Origin of the sequence: Sporolactobacillus caesalpiniae (assembly GCF_040513385.1) — a bacterium.
GTDB lineage: Bacteria > Bacillota > Bacilli > Bacillales > Sporolactobacillaceae > Sporolactobacillus.
The window spans coordinates 347,628-367,683 of record NZ_JBEVCB010000001.1 but is presented as its reverse complement, the minus strand read 5'-3'; the positions used below and the strand labels follow the sequence as shown (position 1 = coordinate 367,683).

The following is a 20,056-nucleotide window of genomic DNA, read 5'->3' as shown; positions in this document are numbered from 1 at the left end:
TCAATATGTTTGATATTCAATACATGAAGGGAAAAATCCTTCAAAAAAAGTAAACTGTTACTAAACTAATTGCTAAAAAATGATCAATTATCTTATCGTCTAATGTATCGGCTCATACAGCTTTATTTTTCAATTTCATCTGAAATACTTTCCAAAAATCTCCTGAGCGGATAATAAATAAGCAACGTAAAAATACCATTTAAGAGAACAGTGGGCAGAAGCCGGGAACGAAAGAATAAGCCGGGTTCTTGATTGGTCACTCCAATCATCATGTAGATCACATAGGCTTGAATTTGCATGATACATACGCCGACCGCCACAAGAAGGACAGTCATTGCCACGTTCATATTCACCCATTTAGAAATTCCATGAATCAAGTACACGGTGAGTGTCACAGTGAACGCATAAACACCGAGAACTGAAGAATAGATGATATCCGCAAGGAATCCGAACAATACGGCATATTTCAAACCCCAGTTTAGCGAGCCGAAGAAGGCGATCATAAGCAACGTGACAAAGGTGAATTCGGGAACGATTTGCAACTTTCCCCAAGCATAACTAATGGGAACAAGTGGCATCACCGTTCCCTGAACGAGAAAGAGCAGGAAAAGAAGGATAAATACTTTGCTCTGCTTCAATCACCGTTCCCCCCTCCAACACTCACTTGAGCTTTTCTTTCGAGGACCAGCACGTAGTTCAAATCATTCAAATCAGCCGCAGGCTTAACCTGCGCCGCCTTCGTGAGTCCATACTGGTCAGTCGTCACTCGAGTAACCGTACCGATCACAAGGCCTTTTGAATACTTTCCGCTCAATCCGGATGTTGTGACAATCTGGCCTTTTTTTACTTTCGCTTTGATTGGTATTTTTTGAAAAAGCAGAACGCCTTTGTTTTGATTATAGCCTTCAATCATCCCATAGATCGGCGCTTTGTTTTTTTCTTGAATGACTGCAGATATCTGATTGATATTCTGTTCATCTGAGATCAGTGAGACTTTGCTGGTAAAGTTGCCGGCCTTAGTGATGCTGCCGATAAGGCGCCGGCCTGATGTAATCACAGCCATACCATTCTTAATCCCGTTTACTTTCCCTTTGTCGATCGTCAGCAACTGATTCCAATCATCGTACGCGCGTCCAATCAAAGTTGCCGAATACTTTTTATAGTTAGAGAGTGCAGGATCATTCTTCATGTTCAACTGCGCTTTCAGCTCTTTGTTTTGCGCGGTCAGATCCGCATTTTCTTGTTCGACACTAGCGTAGTTCGCCAAATTTTCTTTTAAATGTTTATTTTCTTTATAGGCGCTTTCAATGTCACTGACATTCTGAAAGAAACCCGCTACATAACGAGCGGGCACATTGACAACATATTGGAACCCTCCGACAACGTCCTGGGCAAATTGTTCTGTCCAAGTCGCACTTGTTCTCTCCTTAAGAGAGTAACTGATTAGCGTGATCAGTACAATCAGACTGGTCAAGAGGATAATTAATTTTTTATTTGAAAAAAATGAAGGCATACGGACACCTGCTTAATTATTAGAATCTGTTCAAAAGGAGGACAAAAGATAGGATTACAGGCAAAAACGCAACGTCCTGTTGCATCGCCTGCACTAGCCCATCCTGGGCGTCGCGATACTATCAAGGAAGCGCAGTTTTGAGCACCAAAATGTACTTCTACAGGAAGCAGCGGATTCGACTTTACGCACAGAATGTGGTGACTCCAACATTGCTCACAGGACATAAGCATCCATAGTTGAAGATCTCTTTTACTGGCAGAAGATCCTCATTACCCTTTTCCCCCGGACTATCTGAACATCCTCTATTAACATTCATTTGAGCTGAATTATTTTTTGTTAGCCATTGAAATCGAATTTGCCTTTGAACGAATCAATGGCAAGTTTTCTAGTGAACGGCCTGTACCAATCGCAACACAATCCAATGGATTTTCCGCAACAATCACGGGCATCTTTGTCTCATCGCTGAGCACATGATCGAGGTTGTTCAAAAGCGCGCCTCCACCGGTCAGAACGATCCCGCGGTCCATGATATCCGCTGCCAATTCCGGCGGTGTTTTCTCAAGGGTCACTTTAACCGCCTCAATAATTTGATTTACGGAATCATGCAGTGCAGAAGCGATTTCTTTTCCCGACACTTCAATCGTCTTCGGCAGTCCGGTCAGCAGATCACGTCCGCGCACTTCCATTTTAGCGCGTTCCATCTCTTCAGATCCGCCTGCCGAACCAATTTCAATTTTCAGTGCTTCCGATGAGCGTTCACCAATCATCAAATTGTAGTTTTTCTTTACATATTGAATAATAGCTTCGTCCATATCATCGCCTGCGATGCGTATCGATTGGCTTGTCACAATGCCGCCTAGCGAAATAATCGCGACTTCTGTTGTTCCTCCGCCAATATCAACAACCATGCTTCCGGTTGGTTCCCAGACCGGGAGATCGGCACCGACCGCAGCTGCAAAGGGTTCTTCAATGGTATAAGCTTCACGCGCGCCGGCTTGCTTTGTTGCATCTTCTACAGCGCGTTTTTCCACTGCTGTAATTCCTGAGGGCACACAAACCATTACATTCGGCTTGCGAGAAAAAACAGAGCGCTGCTTCTGCGCTTGATTTATAAAATACTTCATCATTGTCGCTGTTGTTTCAAAATCCGCGATTACGCCGTTCTTCATTGGACGAACCGCAACAATATTTCCCGGTGTTCGGCCAATCATTTTTTTGGCCGGGGTACCGACCGCTTCAATCAGGCCGGTGTCCGTGTGCAAGGCGACGACTGATGGTTCTCTGACGACAACGCCTTTGCCTTTCAAGTACACTAACGTGTTGGCCGTCCCAAGGTCAATGCCCATATCTTTAGAAAATCCGCCAAACATCTATGTAATCTCCCTTCAAGTTGCAAAACTCATGCACTTAATTATATCTTAATTGGTCCTGAATTTATAGGGTCTGAGTAAATTGTCCGGAAAAACTCCTCACTTTGCTAAGTGACGTCCTTTCCTTCATTGTCTGCTACATTAACCCTTTTTGCTTTAAACTGACAAACTGCCGATCGCCAATCACAATGTGATCCAAGACATCTACGCCAAGCATCTTACCACAGGAGGCCAGCCGCTTGGTCACATCAATATCTTCTCTGCTCGGTGTAGGGTCCCCGCTTGGATGATTGTGAAAACAAATAATTGAGGCGGCTGACTGCCTGACCGCTTCCTTGAACACTTCACGCGGGTGGACTATGGACGCGTTCAGGCTCCCCACAAAGATCGTCCTTTTATGAAGCACCTGATTCTTCGTGTTCAGAAATAGAGTGACAAAATGCTCCTGTTTTAAATTGCGCATTTCTTCCATTACGTACTCGGCGCCGTCTTCCGGTGAACGAATCGCATAACGAGAATCATGGACCATCCTCGCCATGCGCTGGCCGATTTCAAAACCGGCGAGCAATTGAACCGCTTTTGCTGTTCCGATCCCTTTGACTTGCTTCAATTCCTCAATACTCGCTTCCTTCAGCAAGTCCAGTCCATCAAAACGACTGACGAGACGTTCGGCGAGCTGCATGACTGATTCGTTTCTCGTCCCTGAATGCAGAAGAATGGCGAGTAATTCCTGGTTGGAAAGTGAAGAAGCTCCTTCACGAATGAGACGTTCTCTCGGGCGATCTTCATGCGGTACATCCTTCATCATAATATTCTTCTCCATTTTCAATTCCTCCATTCTGCGTACATCGGCCCCTGTTAAGATACAGCATATCTTGTTTTGGAACTGGCTGCAGAATGGAAAACGTGAAAAAAGCCAAGCTTTCTCGAACAGTCGCTCATTATTTTCGTTGTAAACCACTGGTTTATGTCACAAAAGCACAAAAACAGGGTAAATTTATTTTTTCTAAATTATGGATGAATCAGAGCGTTGTACTCAGAGATTGTCTCCAAGAGATCTTGCTGAAACGTAAAAAAATGTTCTTCTGAACTGTCGGATGCTAAATTTTGAGCACTTGTTTTCGTCTGTTTTACTTGCGCAAGTACATGATCCGTTTTCGTACCATGCGCCTGTTTGGCAACGGATGAATACAGCTTGTCCACCGTTTTTAAGTATTTTGCATCTGGCGCTGCTGATCCATTCTTTGATTTCTCTGATATAGAAAGAAGCGCACTAATGATTTTCTTATAGGTAAGCGTCTCATTCGCTGTCAATTTACTTTTTTCAGCTGCTGAGTCCGATTGAATCGTCATCTGTTTTTTGAAAACCGTCATACCTATCTTTTTAAAATGTGCAAGTAATTGATCGGCGCCAACCTCCGTTTGTGAAACACCAACGAAGATCGCACTTCCTCCTGAGACCTGCATCACAGCAGCAGGGCCTTGACTTTTCAATTGCTCCGCAATCTGCTTTGCCTTACTGTTCGATCCAAAAAGGCCGGCCTGGATCATATATACCGGAAGGTTCAAATTTACTGCTTTCACTGACTCTGAAGCACCATCACTTTGAGTTTTCTTTGGGTCATCCGCCCAAGTATCCTTGACTTTGGTATTCTGATCACTGAAAATCATCAGCATTGACAAACCGATGACAAGACCGACGACTATCGCAGCGACTGCCGGGAGCCAAAAATGATGAATGGTTTGCCATGTTCCGGATGGTATGCTTAACACAGAGCGCCGTTTCTTATTATGTCTAAACAAGGAATATTTTTGTTTAGCAAATGCGTCATCATCCGTAACCGGTTGTGCATGATGCTCCGTAGTGGTGTGTTCTTCTGAAAATGCGGCATTCCAATTCAATGATTTATCTTTGTCGGCCGCAGTCTCTTGTCTTGTCCACTCTTCCAGGCTATGTTTTTTTCCATTAAATGTGATCGTCACCCGGGGCGTCTTCTTTTTTAATTCAGACACATTAGTCCCCCTCACGCATAACGAAACTCTACTTCCGAATAGCTTAGCATAGCGCGTATAAAAAAGAACGAGACATTTGTCGTCTCGTCCGCAATTTTTTTCGCTGTTTTTCTCGATTTTACACGATATGGATAATTGAGCGTTGTTTGCCGTGTAATGATTAGATATACCGAGCGACTCGATTCTTACCTTGTTGCTTTGCACCTTTATACATCGCGTGATCCGCATTGTAGATCAATTCTGAGGGTTCCGTAGCATCGGCGGGAGCTGTCGATGTTCCCAAACTGATCGTCACATAGATCTTGTCATAGCGGTTATCCGCTTCGTTAAAGATCATAAAAGGTTCTGAGGCAACAGCGAGACGTACGGTTTCCGCAATTGCGAAACACATATTGCGATCTTTTCCGGGCAAGAGAATGGTAAATTCTTCGCCGCCGTATCGTGCCGCAATCCCGTTGTAGCCGATTGTTTTTCGCAAGCGATTGGCGACACCGATCAAGACTGCATTCCCATTTTGGTGTCCAAACGTATCATTAATGGACTTAAAATTATCAATATCCATCATGATGATCGAAAAAACATCCAAAGACGGATTATTATACATGTTATTAATGGCTTTCATCATATATCGATAATTATACAGATCGGTGAGCGGACAATGCTCGCTCTCTTTCTTTCGAATCTCAAAATTCTTGGCATTTTCGAGACCGATTGCTAGAAAATCACCGACAATCTCGATCCCTATTCTACTCGTCTTCGTATAGGCTTTGACCATATGTGAAGCAATCGTCAGCACACCGATGACCTGACCGCGGTGCACCATCGGAACGGATAAATAGGACTTTGCCCTTCCATTGGAAACTGCATCGAGAAAAGGATACATGCTGCCGACATTGCCTGAACTAATAACCGCCTTACCTTGACGATATACGCTCAGGCTGATATCTGCTTCCTGCTGAAAAGGGACAAAGGATTCGCCCTGATCCTTTCTGAACATACGAACGAGTTTTGGTCGTTCCGGCTGCGTATACAAAACAACATAGAGATAATCTACCGAAAGCATTTTGGGCAATTTATCAACGAGAAGATCAAATACGTAGTTAACAGAAAGTTCCTCTGTGAGCTGCTGTCCAAAATGATTGACGCTTTGCAGAAAACTAACTAACTCTTCGCTGTTGTTAATCTGCCTTATAATAATCGAAAGCGCGACCATAGGAATCGCAATAATCATCATACCTTGCCAGCCCATGGACGCGTACATGAGATAAAAAGCGATACCAAGCGGCATCATTAACACGCTGATCATGATTTCCCAAAAGGAATCGTTATCGAATAATTTAATTTTAACCGAGGGGGAATAAAGCCATCTATGAATAATGACGAGCGCAAAGGTGTTCGTCAAATAGGCTGATAAATAAAAGCCCACGATCGGCACAATATTCAAATCTAGGACGCTCTTCGTAATGGTCTCGACTTGACCACCCAACAGGTAATATGTAGCTCCTGAAACCATTGAAATGATAAAGAACATTGTTAAATTTATCGGTATGCGGTACGCATCGGCCTTGCTGATTTTTTGAGCCATCAGATAGACAACGATACAAAATTGAGTCAGCAAAATTTCGACAAACAGACCAAAAATTAAGAAAGCCGCTAGACCGATACCTTGAAGAACAATGATATCCGTCCCCTTCACCTTAAAACTGAAAAGGGCGGTAAGAATAAAGAGTATGATTACGGTTAAAAGTGAAAAAAAAGAAATATTTCTCGGCGGATCCAACGAATAGATGAGGGGCAGCAAAAATAAGGTTGATAAAATCCAGGTGGCCGTAACAGCACGTTGCTTTATTATGGTCAATCGCACTTCCTCCTTTTTGCTAGCTGTGCGATTAAAATCTATTATCTATTATCCTATTACTATTTTCCTAATTGTAATTGTAGCAAAACAAAAAGAAGTTGAAAAGGTTTTTCAAAACCTTCTCAACTTTTCACTAATTTTTCGTTTTAATTGTTCCTACTTTGCATTCTCAATTTACAATGAACCGCGCATGGTCTGCAATTCATGACGAACAACGGAAATAAAATAGAGCGAACCGCAAACAAGCAATACCTCATTCTCTCCAGTTTCATGGATCAAGTGATGGAGCGCGTTTCTCCAATCCGGATTTTTTGTTTTCCTTGCATGCTGCGCGGCGGTATAGAGCAAGTCGCTGCTTGCAGCCCGCGGATAATCAAAGGAAGTCAGCGTTATATCATGGGCCGCGCGTTCAATCAATCGCACCATTTTTTCAAATTCTTTATCTTGAAGTGCGGCGTATAATAAGTGAATGGTTCGTCCGGAATAATATCTTTTCACCGTACGAACCAATGCCTCGGTTCCCTGCACATTATGCGCACCGTCGATGATGACAAGCGGATGGTTGAGCATACGTTCAAAGCGGCCGGGCCATGCCGCTTTCTTAAGCCCTGACCGAATCGCGTTTTCACCCACTGCGAGATCGCAGTATGTCGCCAGATAGCTGACTGCCATTAACGCTGCAGATGCGTTCTTCAGCTGATGTTCACCTTTCATATGAATCGTGACGTCCTGATAATGAATCGTTCCCGCGGTGAAGTTGAAATGTTCACCCTCTTCATCATGCCCAATCACATCAACGTCAAAGTCCTTCCCAAGCACAAATAATTTTGCCTCTTTTTCCGCCGTCTTATCACGAATCACCGCAAGCGCGTCAGGATGTTCCGCCGTGGTGACAATACCTGTACCTTCCTTGATGATTCCCGCTTTTTCGAAGGCAATGCTCTTGATTGTATTGCCAAGCTGTTTCATATGATCCATGGCAACATTGGTAATTACGGACACCAGTGGATGGATCACATTGGTAGAGTCCAGACGTCCGCCGAGACCGACTTCATAAATAACAAGATCACATGGATTAAGCAGACCAAAATAAACGAAACTGATCATTGTAACGACTTCAAATTCAGTCGGAATACCTAATTCGGTCTCCTGATTAACCGCTAAGGTTAGTGGATAAACAATATTTGCGGCTTTTGTAAGATCTTCATCGCTAATTGGGTTGCCATTCACCATCATGCGTTCATTAAAAGTGGTAATATATGGTGAAATGTAGGTGCCAACCTTAAGTCCGGATTCCTGATAAATATGCCAGAGATAGCATACGGTGGAACCCTTCCCGTTTGTTCCGCCGACGTGAATAGCCTTAATGATCCGCTCCGGATTTCCTAACTTGTCCAGCATCCACTCCATTCGCTTGGTGCCGGGTTTGATGCCGTGTGGAATTAACCCGTGAATCCATGATAGTGTTTCATCAATTGTTTCAAACATTGCCGTGCCCTCCGAATATCAGTTTTCCTCATTAGAAAACTTGGCTTCGCCAAGTCTCTCTGACGAAGGCGAAAACTTAGTTGCACTTATACTATGATCCTTAAAATTATATACTTTCTTAATAGTATAAACAAAATTGAAATTGAATTAAAAAAACGGCAGCGGGTCAACCAATGCCCGCCACCGTCACATGTCTGTGATTGTATTCTCTATTCTATCGCAATCATGCCTGCAATTCAGCAATTCTCGCCTGCAATTTATCACGTTTCTGCAGATAATCCGCCTGCTTCTCACGTTCTTGATTAACAACTTGTTCCGGCGCTTTATCAACGAATCGCGGATTGCTCAACTTTTTCTCCACTCGATCGACTTCGGCGTTCATTTTGCCTAATTCCTTAGTCAGTCGGCTGACTTCATCCTCAATGTTAATCAGTCCGGACAAAGGCAGGAAAATATCTGCGCCGGAAATAACGGCGGAAACTGATTTTTCCGGAGTTTGGAGGTCCGTTCCAATCTGCAAGCTTGCCGGATTGCAGAAGCGCTCAATATAATTTTGGTTCGCTTCGAAAATTCTTGTTCCGTAATCCGATGCTGTCTTTATCAGCATATCGACCGGCTTTTTCGGTGCGACATTCATTTCCGCACGAATGTTGCGCACGGAACGAATAACATTTTGAAGCGCAAGCATTTCTTTTTCAGCTTCTGCATCATTCCATTCAGAGTTAACCGTCGGCCATTCACTATGCATGATCGTTTCACCTTCATGCGGAATATGCTGCCAGATTTCTTCGGTCACAAACGGCATGATTGGATGGAGCAGTTTAAGAATTTTATCAAGGACATAGGTGAGTACCGATTTTGTTGTTTGTTTGGCAACGTCATCTTCTCCATAGAGCGGCAGTTTCGCCATTTCAATATACCAATCACAGAAATCATCCCAAATGAACTGATACAGATAATGACCGGCCTCGCCGAAATCATAGCTTTCATAAAGCGCCGTTACTTTTTCTATTGTCGCGTTTAGGCGAGTCAGAATCCAGCGGTCGGCAACTGATTTTTCTCCGGAGAGATCCATATCTTTGAGTGAGAATCCTTCAAGGTTCATAATCACGAATCGTGATGCGTTCCAAATCTTGTTCGCAAAGTTCCAATTGGCTTCAACTTTTGACCATTGGAAGGTTAAGTCTTGGCCAGGAGTCGTGCCGGTCGCCAAAGTATAGCGAAGCGCGTCTGCACCATACTTTGCAATGACATCCATCGGATCAATCCCGTTGCCAAGCGATTTGCTCATCTTGCGGCCCTGCTCGTCACGCACCAAACCATGAATCAGCACGTCTTTAAATGGACTTTTTTCGGTAAATTCTGTGGATTGGAACATCATACGAGCTACCCAGAAAAAGATAATGTCATATCCGGTGACCAATGCATTGGTCGGAAAATAGTGTTTATAATCCGCCGCATCTTCATCCGGCCAGCCCATTGTTGAGAACGGCCATAGTGCCGAACTGAACCAAGTGTCCAGAACATCCTCATCTTGTTTCCAATTTTCAATATCCTTCGGCGCTTCCATACCGACGTAAACTTCTCCGGTTTGTTTGTGGTACCATGCCGGAACCCGGTGACCCCACCACAGCTGCCGTGAGATACACCAGTCGCGAATGTTTTCCATCCAGTGTCGATACGTACCTTCAAACCGTTCGGGTACAAAATTGACTTTATCGTCTGTTTCTTGCATCTTCAATGAGGCGTCCGCCAAAGGCTGCATTTTTACAAACCATTGCGTAGACAAAATAGGTTCAACGACGACACCGGTTCGTTCCGAATGGCCGACGGCATGCGTATGTTCTTCAACATAAGCAAGTGCGCCGGACGCTTCAAGGTCCTTAACGATTTGCTTGCGGCATTCATCTCGATCCAATCCTTGATAGTTACCTGCATTTTCGTTCATTTTTCCCGTTTCATCAATAACAAGAATGCGCGGCAGATCGTGGCGATTACCAACTTCAAAGTCGTTCGGATCATGCGCCGGGGTGATCTTCACAGCACCGGTTCCAAACGATTGATCGACATAGCTGTCGGCAACAATCGGAATCTCACGACCGATAAGCGGCAATACCGCTTTTTTGCCAATGATGTCTTTATAGCGCTCATCATCCGGGTGAACGGCAATCGCTGTATCTCCAAGCATCGTTTCCGGACGAGTCGTCGCGATTTGAATCGAACCTGAACCATCGGCAAGCGGATAGTTGACATGCCATAGAAAACCGGGTATCTCTTTGTAAATAACTTCAATATCCGACAATGCAGTACGCGCGGCCGGATCCCAGTTGATAATATAAGCGCCTCGGTAAATCAGTCCTTTTTCATAAAGTTGCACAAATACCTTGCGCACCGCTTTCGAAAGGCCGTCGTCCAGTGTGAACCGTTCTCTTGAGTAGTCGAGCGATAAGCCGAGTTTCGCCCATTGTTTCCTGATGAATGTCGAATATTCTTTTTTCCATTCCCAAGCGACATCAAGAAATTTCTCGCGTCCGAGGTCGTAGCGTGATTTACCTTCCTCGCGCAATTTCGCATCGACTTTTGCTTGCGTTGCGATTCCCGCGTGATCCATGCCCGGCAGATAAAGTGCGTCATAGCCTTGCATCCGTTTGAAGCGAATCAGCAAATCCTGCATCGTTGTGTCCCATGCGTGGCCAAGATGAAGCTTTCCGGTCACATTAGGTGGCGGAATAACAATCGAATACGGTTTCTTTTCCGGATTGCTTTCCGCTTTGAAGTAATCCTTTTCCAGCCAAGTCTTATACCATTTCTCTTCAGTTTGGCTTGGATCATATTTCGTTGCCAATTCTTTAGCCATCATTTACCGCTCCCTTGCAGCTATTTTATTTATGGTGAATGAGTTTGTCTGAACGCAAAAAAGAGCTTTCTCCGTCACAAGGACGAAGAAAACTCCGCGGTACCACCTATATTCACGCGCACTAAGCGCGCCTCATTCATTTAATAACGGAATTCCGGACTTTCCTAGTTGATCACAACCGATCGTTCAGAAAGACTGCTCGAGGGCTACTTCCACATTTGCCGCTAAAGAAGCTTCTCAGCGTACCGGCTTCTCTCTCTTACAGAGGATGTTCAAAAACTCCGGGAAAAATTGCTGTCGAATCTCTGTGTCAGCTTGTTTCTCCGCTCCTCACGTATTATTTCATACGCTCCGGTAGCTCAAAACTGCGCTTCCTTGATCTTCTTGGCCCTTTTTGTCCTCCTTTTTGAACTACTATTCACTGTTCAAAAAGATTGAACGCCTCTTCTAGCATAAAGATGTGTACTACTCCCTGTCTCAGCATTTTTATTCTGACACAGAACTTAATGTGTTTTGTAATCATTATATATAGTTACTGTTCTGCTCGTCAATGCCAATCAAAAAATTTTTTACTCACACGGGTCAAATAACGTTCATAGTCTATAGCATAACCAATCTAGGTTTATATAATCGAAGGGAGTGATCATTGTGTTCAAGAACAATCGCTTTCAGCCCTTTTTCAAAAAGTGTCGTGAAGGATTGAGTATCGTTGTCCTTCCGCTCGCTATCTTTCAACTTATTCGCACGATTTTCCTGCCGACAACGATGGACGTGATGCTTTGCGCACTGCTCTTCTTTATCTATGTCGGGTATCTGAAGAAATGGCTATAGTGTCTGGAAAATTAGGCTTCATCTGAAGTTTTCTGATCTTCGGATTCCTCTTTCGCTTTCCGTTCGTCTTTCTTTTTCTGTTCCTGTTCCATCTCTTTTTTAATAGATGTAAACATTTCCTGGTGAACCTGGCAGAGATTCGTCCATCGTTTGACAAACCACTGTTCATTTAACTCTTTCGTATGAACATATCGGCTCAGCAATTCTGCATGCGCACTTGGAAATAAAAGAAAATGAGTCAGAAATTCCTTCTCCTCATCGTTTAATGGACAAGCAGATGAATAAGATTGGAAAAAACTGCGCCAATCCACATACTCCGAACCAAGCGTCGCACTTGCCTGTTCAAAAAGGCTGGCGCTCTCCACAATAAAAAAACCGTCCTCGCTGTTTTCAAAATTCGTCAGACAGCTTCTCTCATTTTCAATCAGCAAATGCAGCGGGCTGAGTCGTCCATGGCAGAGCGCGCGCCGCATTGTCTTATTCTTTCCCTCATTATCCTTATCTTTGGTAAAAAAATCCCGGGCGACCTGCATATTGCCGAGATAAATAAATGCTGATTTAAGGACCGCTTGTTCAAATGGGGATGGATAGACATGATGCTCCGCCTTATATAGAAAATGTTCCCAAACCGTTTGCCGTTGATTCAGTACGCGTACCATACTTTGATAGAGCGTACTGCAATCTTCATCCTTTTCAATCGTTTTCCTGTGCAGTTGACCTGCTTTGACAAAAAGATGGCGATAGCGCTCGGTCAGATTCGATGCGTCAACCGTTTCGTTTATCCAAGGCATCAAATAGTAACTGGCATCTGATCCGCGGATGACCAGATCGCCATATTTGGATGGGAGCGGGTGTGCAGCATCAATGACCATGCGGCGCGCTAGCATGTAAACTGTCTGAAGGCTGTGAATTTGCCGGTCATTTAACGCTTTCTGCTTCAAAGCGAATGTGCCGGCATAGGTATCTACTCGAATAAGGTTGCCCCAAGCGGAAAGGTTTGTGGGCGCGAGGTCATAGTGAAAGAGTATTCGATTGATTTGATTATTGTCCGTCTGCTCCAATTTCCGCACCCCCACCCGCTTCTCCGGATTGCGAAAAAACAGATTTGAATAAGTTAATCAGTTGAACTTTTCGATCCCATAGTTGTTTGAATGCGTTGAGTGTCGTCTCAGCGTCCTGTTCCTGCCCCATACGATCGCAAGATTCCACCAAACTCAGCCACTCGTCCGGCTCCAACCACTCAGCTTGCATCAGATCACTCGTTTCCCGATCAAAGAAATCTCTTACCATCAACTCTTGAAACAGCTTGCGAACCGTCTGCTCACGTTGGCCCATGCACTCGCTTAAACAGAAACGGGCCAATGATCTGCACCCGTCAGATGGCCCGGATTGACCAAGTTCGAAAAAAAGTGTGTCGAAGAGCGCCGTACATGAACCCTGGGAAAAATCATCAGGAAGAAGAAAAGCTGAATTTCGATGCTGATAGGATTCGCGTAAACGGTCAGCCTCATTTGCTCGCGCAGATGCAGATGAAAAACAAGCGGACACCATCTTCCATGTGCCGCTCTTTTCATAGCCCATCTGTTTCGCCTGTTCATACATGGTATGAACTCGGGTAGAAGCTGAGACGGTTATATCTCCAACTGGAACATCACGGCTGTATCGATGTAAATAGGCTAACAAATCTGCCCATAGCACCTCATTTCCCGCCAAGTTCGCAGAATTCGATGGAGCATCGTGGCAGGTTACAGAATAATGACCGATGCGGATTGACGGCAATCCTGAGCGCGTGACATACATTCGATCAATGAAAAATCGGTCGTTGACTAATCGCTCGCGCCATTTTAAATGAAGCTTTAATAAAGCTTCATTCTCCCAAATCCGAATTCGTTTCAAGCCCCTCTCAGTTTCTATAATGAGCGGGTCTTCTTTAGCGACACTCATTTGTCCAAAAAAATAATTGGCTTGCAAGGCAGACAATAGCCTCGCCAGCTCAGGATTCATCCTTTGCCGCCTTTGTGCTTTTCGGAATGTAAAGAAGTTCGCCGGCTTCAATTTCTCCAGACGTCAAAGCGTTTTTTCTCAAGAGAGATGTCACCGGCACATGATAGCGCTCTGAGATGCTTTCCAATGATTCTCCAGACTGGACAATGCAGATTTTGACACGTGTTTTTTGTTCTTTTTCATCACCGGAAAGTACCTTCGTCAAGTAAAGGCTAGTCATGTCAGAATCCTTCTTCCCACTGTCCGGAACTTGTTCCTGCGCACTTTCCTCAGATGATGGAGTCGCTTCTCCCTGAGGGGCTGCCACAGGAGAGGGAGCCGACTGTGAAGCCGCCGGCGTTATTGTTTCCGAACGACCGGTAGTCTGTGAACCGTCTTGAGCCATCCCTTTAAAAGCAACTAATGGCGAGCCATCTGCATTGGTCTCATCATCTGGTTTGCGGAACGCCTCGTAATGGAAATCGACATCTTCTTCATCATTCAAACGGTCCGTAGGCATCTCCTCAAACTCCCCAGAGACCGGCTGCTTCTCGCCAAGTATTCGTTTGCCTTTTGATGCAGGCTTCTGCGCTTTCTTCGCAGGCTCTTTTTTGGCAGGTTCTTCTGCCGCTTTAGACTTTGGCGCAGGTTCGGCAATTTTTTTCGCCACCGGTTTTTCCGGCTTATCTCCCTTTTGCGCCTTAACCGGTTTTTCCGGTTTATCTTCCTTTTGCGCCTTAACCGACTTTTCTGGTTTAAGCGGTTTTTCCTCTTTTTTCGCAGGTGCTTTCGCTGCGGGCTTCTGCGCAGGTGCAGTTTCTTTTGCTTTTTCCGGTTTCGCGGGCGTTGCCGCCGGTTGTTCAACAGGCGGCTTAGCCTTAAGCTTTTCCGTACGATCCGCCGGATTGTTATTGGTCAATCCCGTGATAGCGATGTCAGCTTGAAGCTGAATATGCCGATGCTCGGACAGCTCGTAATCAAACGAATCAATCACAACAAATAAATCTTCCAAGCTAGGCACACGATCTGCCGGGATTGTGATGTCAATCGGAAAATGGTGTTCCAAAGTGTCCGTGCCATTGCCCGTCTCCATAATCTCATCAATTGTACGGAAGGGAGCTGCATTATGCTCCGAGTCAACAGCCGCATCCGGAACGTCCGCCGGTTTGTACTCTCCGGTGAGTCGAAGATAGCCCTTGATTGTCACGTCGTTCCAATTCTCTTCGACAGTGATGTCCGGCTCCAGTGCCATGGATAGTATTTCTTCGGCGGGTGCGTCATTTCTGAGCCACACCGATTCATTTATTGAAAACTGCAAGCGATCATTCGAAGTTTGAGACATTCCTTCCACCCTCTCATCCGTTCTTAATACTGTTCTATGCGTGAAGTAAGGAATTATGCTCAATCGTTTCCTAATCGTAAATGCTTGCGTCATTATTAGTGGACAGTACGGTGAATCACCAGGTACGGAATAAGAAAAATCTGCGGACGAAATTCCGGAGTAATAGTGTAATCGTTTTCTTTGAGTTGCTTTTAAAAACCGCCGATCCATGTGATCTGCGGCGGCTTGAATATCGTTATTCATTGCATTTTCTCAATAAAAATGCCCTCGTCCTTCTTCCATTCGCAATAAAAAACATCCGAGTAGCTGGGAATATGGTGTGCGTGAAGGTTCTTCATCAGCCATTCTTCATTAAGACCTGCCTCTTTCAAATTTTCCCAATCCACTTCACCATCATCAATGATCGTTACCGGTAAACAAACCGGTTTTCTCCTCTGCTGCAAATCTTCCATTGTCGGTGTCTCGTATTGCGATTTTTTCAGCACACTGACAGACCCATCAGTTTCGAGAATGGCGAATTCAACTTCGCGAATGGAGAATACGCTTTTCTGCCTCAATAAATTCTGAAGCATATCGATATCAAGCTTTTCTTTCTTCATCGCATTTCGATCCAAATGGCCATGGCGAATAACAATCGTCGGTTTGCCTTCCAAAAAATCTCTCGACGCACGATATTTCTGTGTACACCATTCCACAACATAAATCATCAGGCCCCACAAAGCGACCGCGAACAGAATGGATCCGATTCCAATCTTTTTGTCATACAATGCATTACCCACTAATTCGCCAAGCACGATTGCGGAGATAAAATCAAAGGCTGTGACTTGAGCCAGTGTCGCTTTTCCCAGAATTTTTGTCATTAAGAAAAGGGCCGCAAAACCGACGATCAGTTCAACTGCGATTTGTATAAAATGCATGTCTCGACCACCTTCAGACAAATCTTTAGTACACGATTAGTCTCTCTCAATCAGTGAAAAATTATTTGACCAAACATGAAATCTGACGATTATGGAATCTTTGTTGACACTAAACTTTTCTACAATGGTCGCCGCCAATCCACCGCTTCTGCTCACATAATTGGGTAAAGAGATCTGTGATTAGTGCTGCAACGCAAATAATCCAGAATAAATCATGACTCATGACTCATTCTGGATTACTATTTTTAATCTGTGCGACAACAAAGGCTTTTTCGTTTTATATCCTTCAGATGTTTCGCTTTACCGCTTTGATTCCGCGATCACCTGAAACGCGTGCTCTGCGGCGTGAATTGTTTTCTCAATGTCTTCCATCGAATGCTTTGTTGACAAAAAGACCCCTTCAAATTGGGATGGCGGCAGCGACACGCCTTGTTCAATCATCTGGGCGAAATAAGTCTTGAAATGCTCCAAATTCGATGATTTCGAGCACTGATAGTTAATGACTTCCCGATCAGTGAAGAAAATACCCATCATCGCGCCTGCTTGATTTACAGTAAGCGGTATTTCGTATTTTTCCGCTGCCGCCTTATAGCCTTTAGCGAGCCGATCCGCTTTCTTGCGAAATTCCGAGTAGTCCTCCGGTGTAAGCTCGCTGAGCGTCATATACCCGGCTGCCATCGCAAGCGGATTTCCCGACAAGGTACCCGCCTGATAGATCGGTCCTTCCGGCGCGATCTGACTCATGATGTCCAATCGGCCGCCGTACGCGCCGACCGGCAGACCACCGCCAATGACTTTCCCAAGTGTCGTCAAATCCGGTTTGATGCCGTAATAGCCTTGCGCGCAGTTATAAGCGACACGAAAACCGGTCATGACTTCATCGAAGATTAACAATGAACCATATGCCTGAGTGATTTCTCTTAAAGCCTGTAAGAAACCGTCCACAGGAGGCACGACGCCCATATTGCCGGCAACAGGTTCGACAATCACACAGGCGATGTCATGTCCGTATTGTTTGAATACGTCAACGACACGTTCCACATTATTATATGGAACGGTCAAAGTGTCTTTGGCGAGCTGCGCGGGGACGCCTGGACTGTCGGGAAGACCAAGCGTTGCGACTCCGGACCCCGCCTTGATTAGCAGTGAATCCGCGCTTCCATGGTAACTGCCCTCAAATTTCAAAATTTTATCTCTGCCCGTGTAACCGCGCGCGAGCCTGATCGCGCTCATTGTCGCTTCAGTTCCTGAATTAACAAAACGTACTTTCTCGACTGAGGGCACGCGTCCCACAACAAGCTCTGCCAATTTCGTCTCAAGCTGTGTCGGCGAACCAAAACTCGTGCCCTTTTCTACGGTTTCTTTGATAAAATCGACGACTTTCTTATCCGCATGGCCGAGAATAAGCGGCCCCCAGCTTAGTACATAGTCAATGTATTCATTTCCATCTATGTCGTAAACCTTTGAGCCTTTCCCGTGATCCATAAAAATCGGGCTCAAATCAACGGACGGAAAAGAGCGGACAGGGCTGCTGACACCGCCCGGCATTAGCGGCTTCGCTTTCTCATACGCCGCGATCGATTTACTAAAATTCATCTTTATCTTCTCCCTCAAAGCTTTTCTCCTGTGAAAAAATATGTATCTCTAAAGATGACCTCCAGAAATCCGATCAATCGCATCGTGATTTGCTTCTTATTTTCTTCTTTGGAACATCTGATGCCTGATCAACAAGCATTTCGTTTGGTTGGACATGATCTAAATTAAATAGTTCTGTCAAAAGATGCGCAGCCTCAACCGCACGGTCATGTGCCGCCAGTTGCCTAACCTGCTTGATTGGCTCGCGCAAAAATTGATTCAACATACTGCGCACGTGCGTACTGATGATTTCGCGTTCCTGTTCCGAGATTGACGGGAGTTTATTTTCCATGCTCCTCATTGTTTGTTCATGAATCATGATTACTTTGCGGCGCAGCGCCGAAATTGCGGGAATGACGGGCAGTGTCTGAAGCCATTCTAAGAAATTGCGCAACTCATCATCAATCATCGGTTCGATCTGAGCCGCAGCACCTTTTCGTGCTTCCAAATGATCGCCAAGCACAATTTTCAAGTCATCGAGATCAAACAAACGCAGTCCATCAACCTCGTCCAAAGTCGGGTCCATACTGCGCGGCATCGCAAGGTCAACAAACATGCGCCGGCGCTTTTCTTGACAAAACAAATCATCTTTTGAAATCAGATAATGCGATGCTGATGCTGTGCTAATGACGATATCCGCTGTCGCCGCAGCTTGAGGCAAACGATCTAAGGGAATAGCGGTCGAACCGTATCCAACGGAATTTGCCAGACGCTGTCCATTCGCTAAGGTGCGATTGGCAATTGTGATATGTGACGCACCATTGCTGATCAAATGTTTCAGCGTTAAACTACCCGTCTCACCGGCACCAACAAGGACAATGGACTTTTGATCAAGGTCATGCATCTGATTTTTCATTAATTCTACTGCTGCATAGCTAACAGAGACAGAATGATCATTAATTTGTGTTTCTGTGTGTGCTCGTTTGGCCACGTTTAGCGCGTCTCTGAATAATTCATTCAGAATCCTTCCCGTACTCCCAGCTTCCTGAGCAGTAAGAAAAGCCGCACGAACTTGCCCAAGGATTTGTGTCTCACCCAAAATCATTGAGTCCAGCCCGCATGCAACATGAAACAAGTGGGCGGCAGCTTCCTTGTCTTCTAGTGTAAACAGATAATCCGACAACTCACTCGTATCCATAGTAAACCAGCGAGCGAGAAAATAAGAGGCTTGCTCAACTCCAGCCTTCACGTGATTCGTCACCAAATACAATTCTGTCCGATTGCATGTTGAGAGAATTACTGCTTCGCAAATATTTTTCTGCTTCAATTGACTCAACGCTCGATTAAGATCTCGAGATGTAAACGCTAAGCGCTCCCGAATGGCGACCGGCGCGCTGCGATGGTTCACTCCTATTGCTCGTAAATACATTAAATCCCTCCGGTACTGCAAAACCACGCGCACCGGAAACGCGGTGCACCCAGATGTCGTTCAAATTGACAACAGTCATTGGCAGCAAACATGCGAGTTGAAGGTTCATGTCTCCGTCTGTGCCTTTTGTCACATCTATTTTAGTGCAAAAAGGGATCGAGTGCACGCCATGCATCTTCTTTTCCCGTTCCGTTTAGTGATGAGAAAAGAATCAGAGCGTCATCCGCTTTCAAACCAAGATCACGGATAATGATCTGTTTGTGCTTTTGGTATTTGCTTTTCGAAATCTTGTCTGCCTTCGTCGCTACAGTGATGACCGGGTGTCCATAGTAAGTGAGAAATTCATGCATTTGAATATCTTCCTTGGACGGCGGATGGCGCAAATCCACTAAGTGGACCACGGCGCTAAGCGCATCTCGCTCAGCAAAATAGGCTTCGAGCATCTTTCCCCATGCTTCTTTATCCTTCTTAGACACTTTAGCGTATCCGTAGCCTGGCACATCAACAAAATAAAATGCTCCATTGATCATAAAATAGTTCAGTTTTTGGGTCTTTCCCGGTTTTTCAGACGTTCGAACCAGATTTTTTCTGTTCAGCATTTTATTAATAAATGATGATTTTCCAACATTTGAACGACCTGCAAGTGCTATTTCCGGCATGCCGTCCGTTGGGTACTGCGCCGGACCCACGGCACTGATCACGTAATCTGCTTGTGTAATTTTCATATCATCTCTCCTCAGATCGCGGCGGTACATTAGTTCGCGGTGATCTGCTTGTGTATACACATTCTATCTTAATTTAATCATTGCTGTCCAATTCATGGGACAATAGGTTTTTCTGTTAAAACAAAAAAACTCGGTTAGTGACTGGGGCTGTCACT

At 44.9% G+C, this 20,056-nt stretch carries 16 protein-coding genes; 1 reads left to right on the top strand and 15 read right to left on the bottom strand.

Annotated features, from left to right (window positions below):
- Nucleotides 1–122: 122 nt before the first annotated feature.
- From mreD to ABWW58_RS01630, 8 genes are all read right to left on the bottom strand, one after another.
- Nucleotides 123–638 carry a rod shape-determining protein MreD gene (gene mreD / locus ABWW58_RS01665; protein ID WP_353867541.1) on the bottom strand — a complete coding sequence of 172 codons (516 nt, stop codon included), beginning with the start codon at nucleotides 636–638 and terminating at the stop codon, nucleotides 123–125.
- The gene (gene mreC, locus ABWW58_RS01660) at nucleotides 635–1,513 is read right to left on the bottom strand and encodes a rod shape-determining protein MreC (protein ID WP_353867540.1); all 879 of its coding nucleotides are present in this window, start codon (nucleotides 1,511–1,513) and stop codon (nucleotides 635–637) included. Before mreC ends, mreD begins: the two co-directional genes overlap by 4 nt.
- 326 nt (nucleotides 1,514–1,839) lie before the next feature.
- Nucleotides 1,840–2,883: a rod shape-determining protein gene (locus tag ABWW58_RS01655; protein WP_353867539.1), complete on the bottom strand. Its 1,044-nt coding sequence runs from the start codon at nucleotides 2,881–2,883 to the stop codon at nucleotides 1,840–1,842.
- 136 nt (nucleotides 2,884–3,019) lie between these two features.
- A complete protein-coding gene (radC, locus tag ABWW58_RS01650) occupies nucleotides 3,020–3,706 on the bottom strand; it encodes a RadC family protein (RefSeq protein WP_353867538.1) in 687 nt (228 codons plus the stop codon).
- Nucleotides 3,707–3,894: 188 nt separating this feature from the next.
- The gene (locus ABWW58_RS01645; RefSeq protein ID WP_353867537.1) at nucleotides 3,895–4,896 is read right to left on the bottom strand and encodes an SPOR domain-containing protein; all 1,002 of its coding nucleotides are present in this window, start codon (nucleotides 4,894–4,896) and stop codon (nucleotides 3,895–3,897) included.
- A gap of 160 nt (nucleotides 4,897–5,056) precedes the next feature.
- Nucleotides 5,057–6,760, bottom strand: a complete 1,704-nt coding sequence (locus tag ABWW58_RS01640) for a sensor domain-containing diguanylate cyclase (RefSeq protein WP_353867536.1) — start codon at nucleotides 6,758–6,760, stop codon at nucleotides 5,057–5,059.
- A gap of 168 nt (nucleotides 6,761–6,928) precedes the next feature.
- Complete coding sequence (locus ABWW58_RS01635) at nucleotides 6,929–8,242, bottom strand: bifunctional folylpolyglutamate synthase/dihydrofolate synthase (protein ID WP_353867535.1); 1,314 nt, start codon at nucleotides 8,240–8,242, stop codon at nucleotides 6,929–6,931.
- Nucleotides 8,243–8,465: 223 nt separating this feature from the next.
- Nucleotides 8,466–11,102, bottom strand: a complete 2,637-nt coding sequence (locus ABWW58_RS01630) for a valine--tRNA ligase (protein ID WP_353867534.1) — start codon at nucleotides 11,100–11,102, stop codon at nucleotides 8,466–8,468.
- Between the two features lie 645 nt (nucleotides 11,103–11,747).
- Between ABWW58_RS01630 and ABWW58_RS01625 the strand changes: the two genes are divergently transcribed.
- Nucleotides 11,748–11,930 (top strand): YszA family small membrane protein, encoded by a 183-nt coding sequence (locus tag ABWW58_RS01625; protein WP_353867533.1) that lies wholly within the window; start codon nucleotides 11,748–11,750, stop codon nucleotides 11,928–11,930.
- Between the two features lie 11 nt (nucleotides 11,931–11,941).
- On the opposite strand, the gene ABWW58_RS01620 is transcribed toward ABWW58_RS01625, so the two are convergent.
- From ABWW58_RS01620 to yihA, 7 genes are all read right to left on the bottom strand, one after another.
- Nucleotides 11,942–12,991, bottom strand: a complete 1,050-nt coding sequence (locus ABWW58_RS01620) for a spore coat protein YsxE (protein WP_353867532.1) — start codon at nucleotides 12,989–12,991, stop codon at nucleotides 11,942–11,944.
- Complete coding sequence (locus tag ABWW58_RS01615; RefSeq protein ID WP_353867531.1) at nucleotides 12,972–13,934, bottom strand: hypothetical protein; 963 nt, start codon at nucleotides 13,932–13,934, stop codon at nucleotides 12,972–12,974. The genes ABWW58_RS01620 and ABWW58_RS01615 overlap by 20 nt, the downstream gene beginning before the upstream one ends.
- A complete protein-coding gene (locus ABWW58_RS01610) occupies nucleotides 13,924–15,255 on the bottom strand; it encodes a LysM peptidoglycan-binding domain-containing protein (protein WP_353867530.1) in 1,332 nt (443 codons plus the stop codon). Before ABWW58_RS01610 ends, ABWW58_RS01615 begins: the two co-directional genes overlap by 11 nt.
- Before the next feature lie 239 nt (nucleotides 15,256–15,494).
- Complete coding sequence (locus ABWW58_RS01605; RefSeq protein WP_353867529.1) at nucleotides 15,495–16,172, bottom strand: YetF domain-containing protein; 678 nt, start codon at nucleotides 16,170–16,172, stop codon at nucleotides 15,495–15,497.
- 300 nt (nucleotides 16,173–16,472) lie between these two features.
- Entirely contained in the window at nucleotides 16,473–17,768 is a 1,296-nt protein-coding gene (hemL, locus tag ABWW58_RS01600; RefSeq protein ID WP_353867528.1) for a glutamate-1-semialdehyde 2,1-aminomutase, read from the bottom strand.
- Between the two features lie 73 nt (nucleotides 17,769–17,841).
- Complete coding sequence (gene hemA, locus ABWW58_RS01595) at nucleotides 17,842–19,176, bottom strand: glutamyl-tRNA reductase (RefSeq protein ID WP_353867527.1); 1,335 nt, start codon at nucleotides 19,174–19,176, stop codon at nucleotides 17,842–17,844.
- Between the two features lie 140 nt (nucleotides 19,177–19,316).
- Nucleotides 19,317–19,901 carry a ribosome biogenesis GTP-binding protein YihA/YsxC gene (gene yihA / locus ABWW58_RS01590; RefSeq protein WP_353867526.1) on the bottom strand — a complete coding sequence of 195 codons (585 nt, stop codon included), beginning with the start codon at nucleotides 19,899–19,901 and terminating at the stop codon, nucleotides 19,317–19,319.
- Between the last annotated feature and the right edge of the window lie 155 nt (nucleotides 19,902–20,056).

What these genes read in the sequence shown, in the direction of transcription:
- mreC (WP_353867540.1), bottom strand. Translation starts at nt 1,513, where the DNA reads ATGCCTTCATTTTTTTCAAATAAAAAATTAATTATCCTCTTGACCAGT.
- ABWW58_RS01655 (WP_353867539.1), bottom strand. Translation starts at nt 2,883, where the DNA reads ATGTTTGGCGGATTTTCTAAAGATATGGGCATTGACCTTGGGACGGCC.
- radC (WP_353867538.1), bottom strand. Translation starts at nt 3,706, where the DNA reads ATGGAGAAGAATATTATGATGAAGGATGTACCGCATGAAGATCGCCCG.
- ABWW58_RS01635 (WP_353867535.1), bottom strand. Translation starts at nt 8,242, where the DNA reads ATGTTTGAAACAATTGATGAAACACTATCATGGATTCACGGGTTAATT.
- ABWW58_RS01630 (WP_353867534.1), bottom strand. Translation starts at nt 11,102, where the DNA reads ATGATGGCTAAAGAATTGGCAACGAAATATGATCCAAGCCAAACTGAA.
- ABWW58_RS01615 (WP_353867531.1), bottom strand. Translation starts at nt 13,934, where the DNA reads ATGAATCCTGAGCTGGCGAGGCTATTGTCTGCCTTGCAAGCCAATTAT.
- ABWW58_RS01610 (WP_353867530.1), bottom strand. Translation starts at nt 15,255, where the DNA reads ATGTCTCAAACTTCGAATGATCGCTTGCAGTTTTCAATAAATGAATCG.
- ABWW58_RS01605 (WP_353867529.1), bottom strand. Translation starts at nt 16,172, where the DNA reads ATGCATTTTATACAAATCGCAGTTGAACTGATCGTCGGTTTTGCGGCC.
- hemL (WP_353867528.1), bottom strand. Translation starts at nt 17,768, where the DNA reads ATGAATTTTAGTAAATCGATCGCGGCGTATGAGAAAGCGAAGCCGCTA.
- hemA (WP_353867527.1), bottom strand. Translation starts at nt 19,176, where the DNA reads ATGTATTTACGAGCAATAGGAGTGAACCATCGCAGCGCGCCGGTCGCC.
- yihA (WP_353867526.1), bottom strand. Translation starts at nt 19,901, where the DNA reads ATGAAAATTACACAAGCAGATTACGTGATCAGTGCCGTGGGTCCGGCG.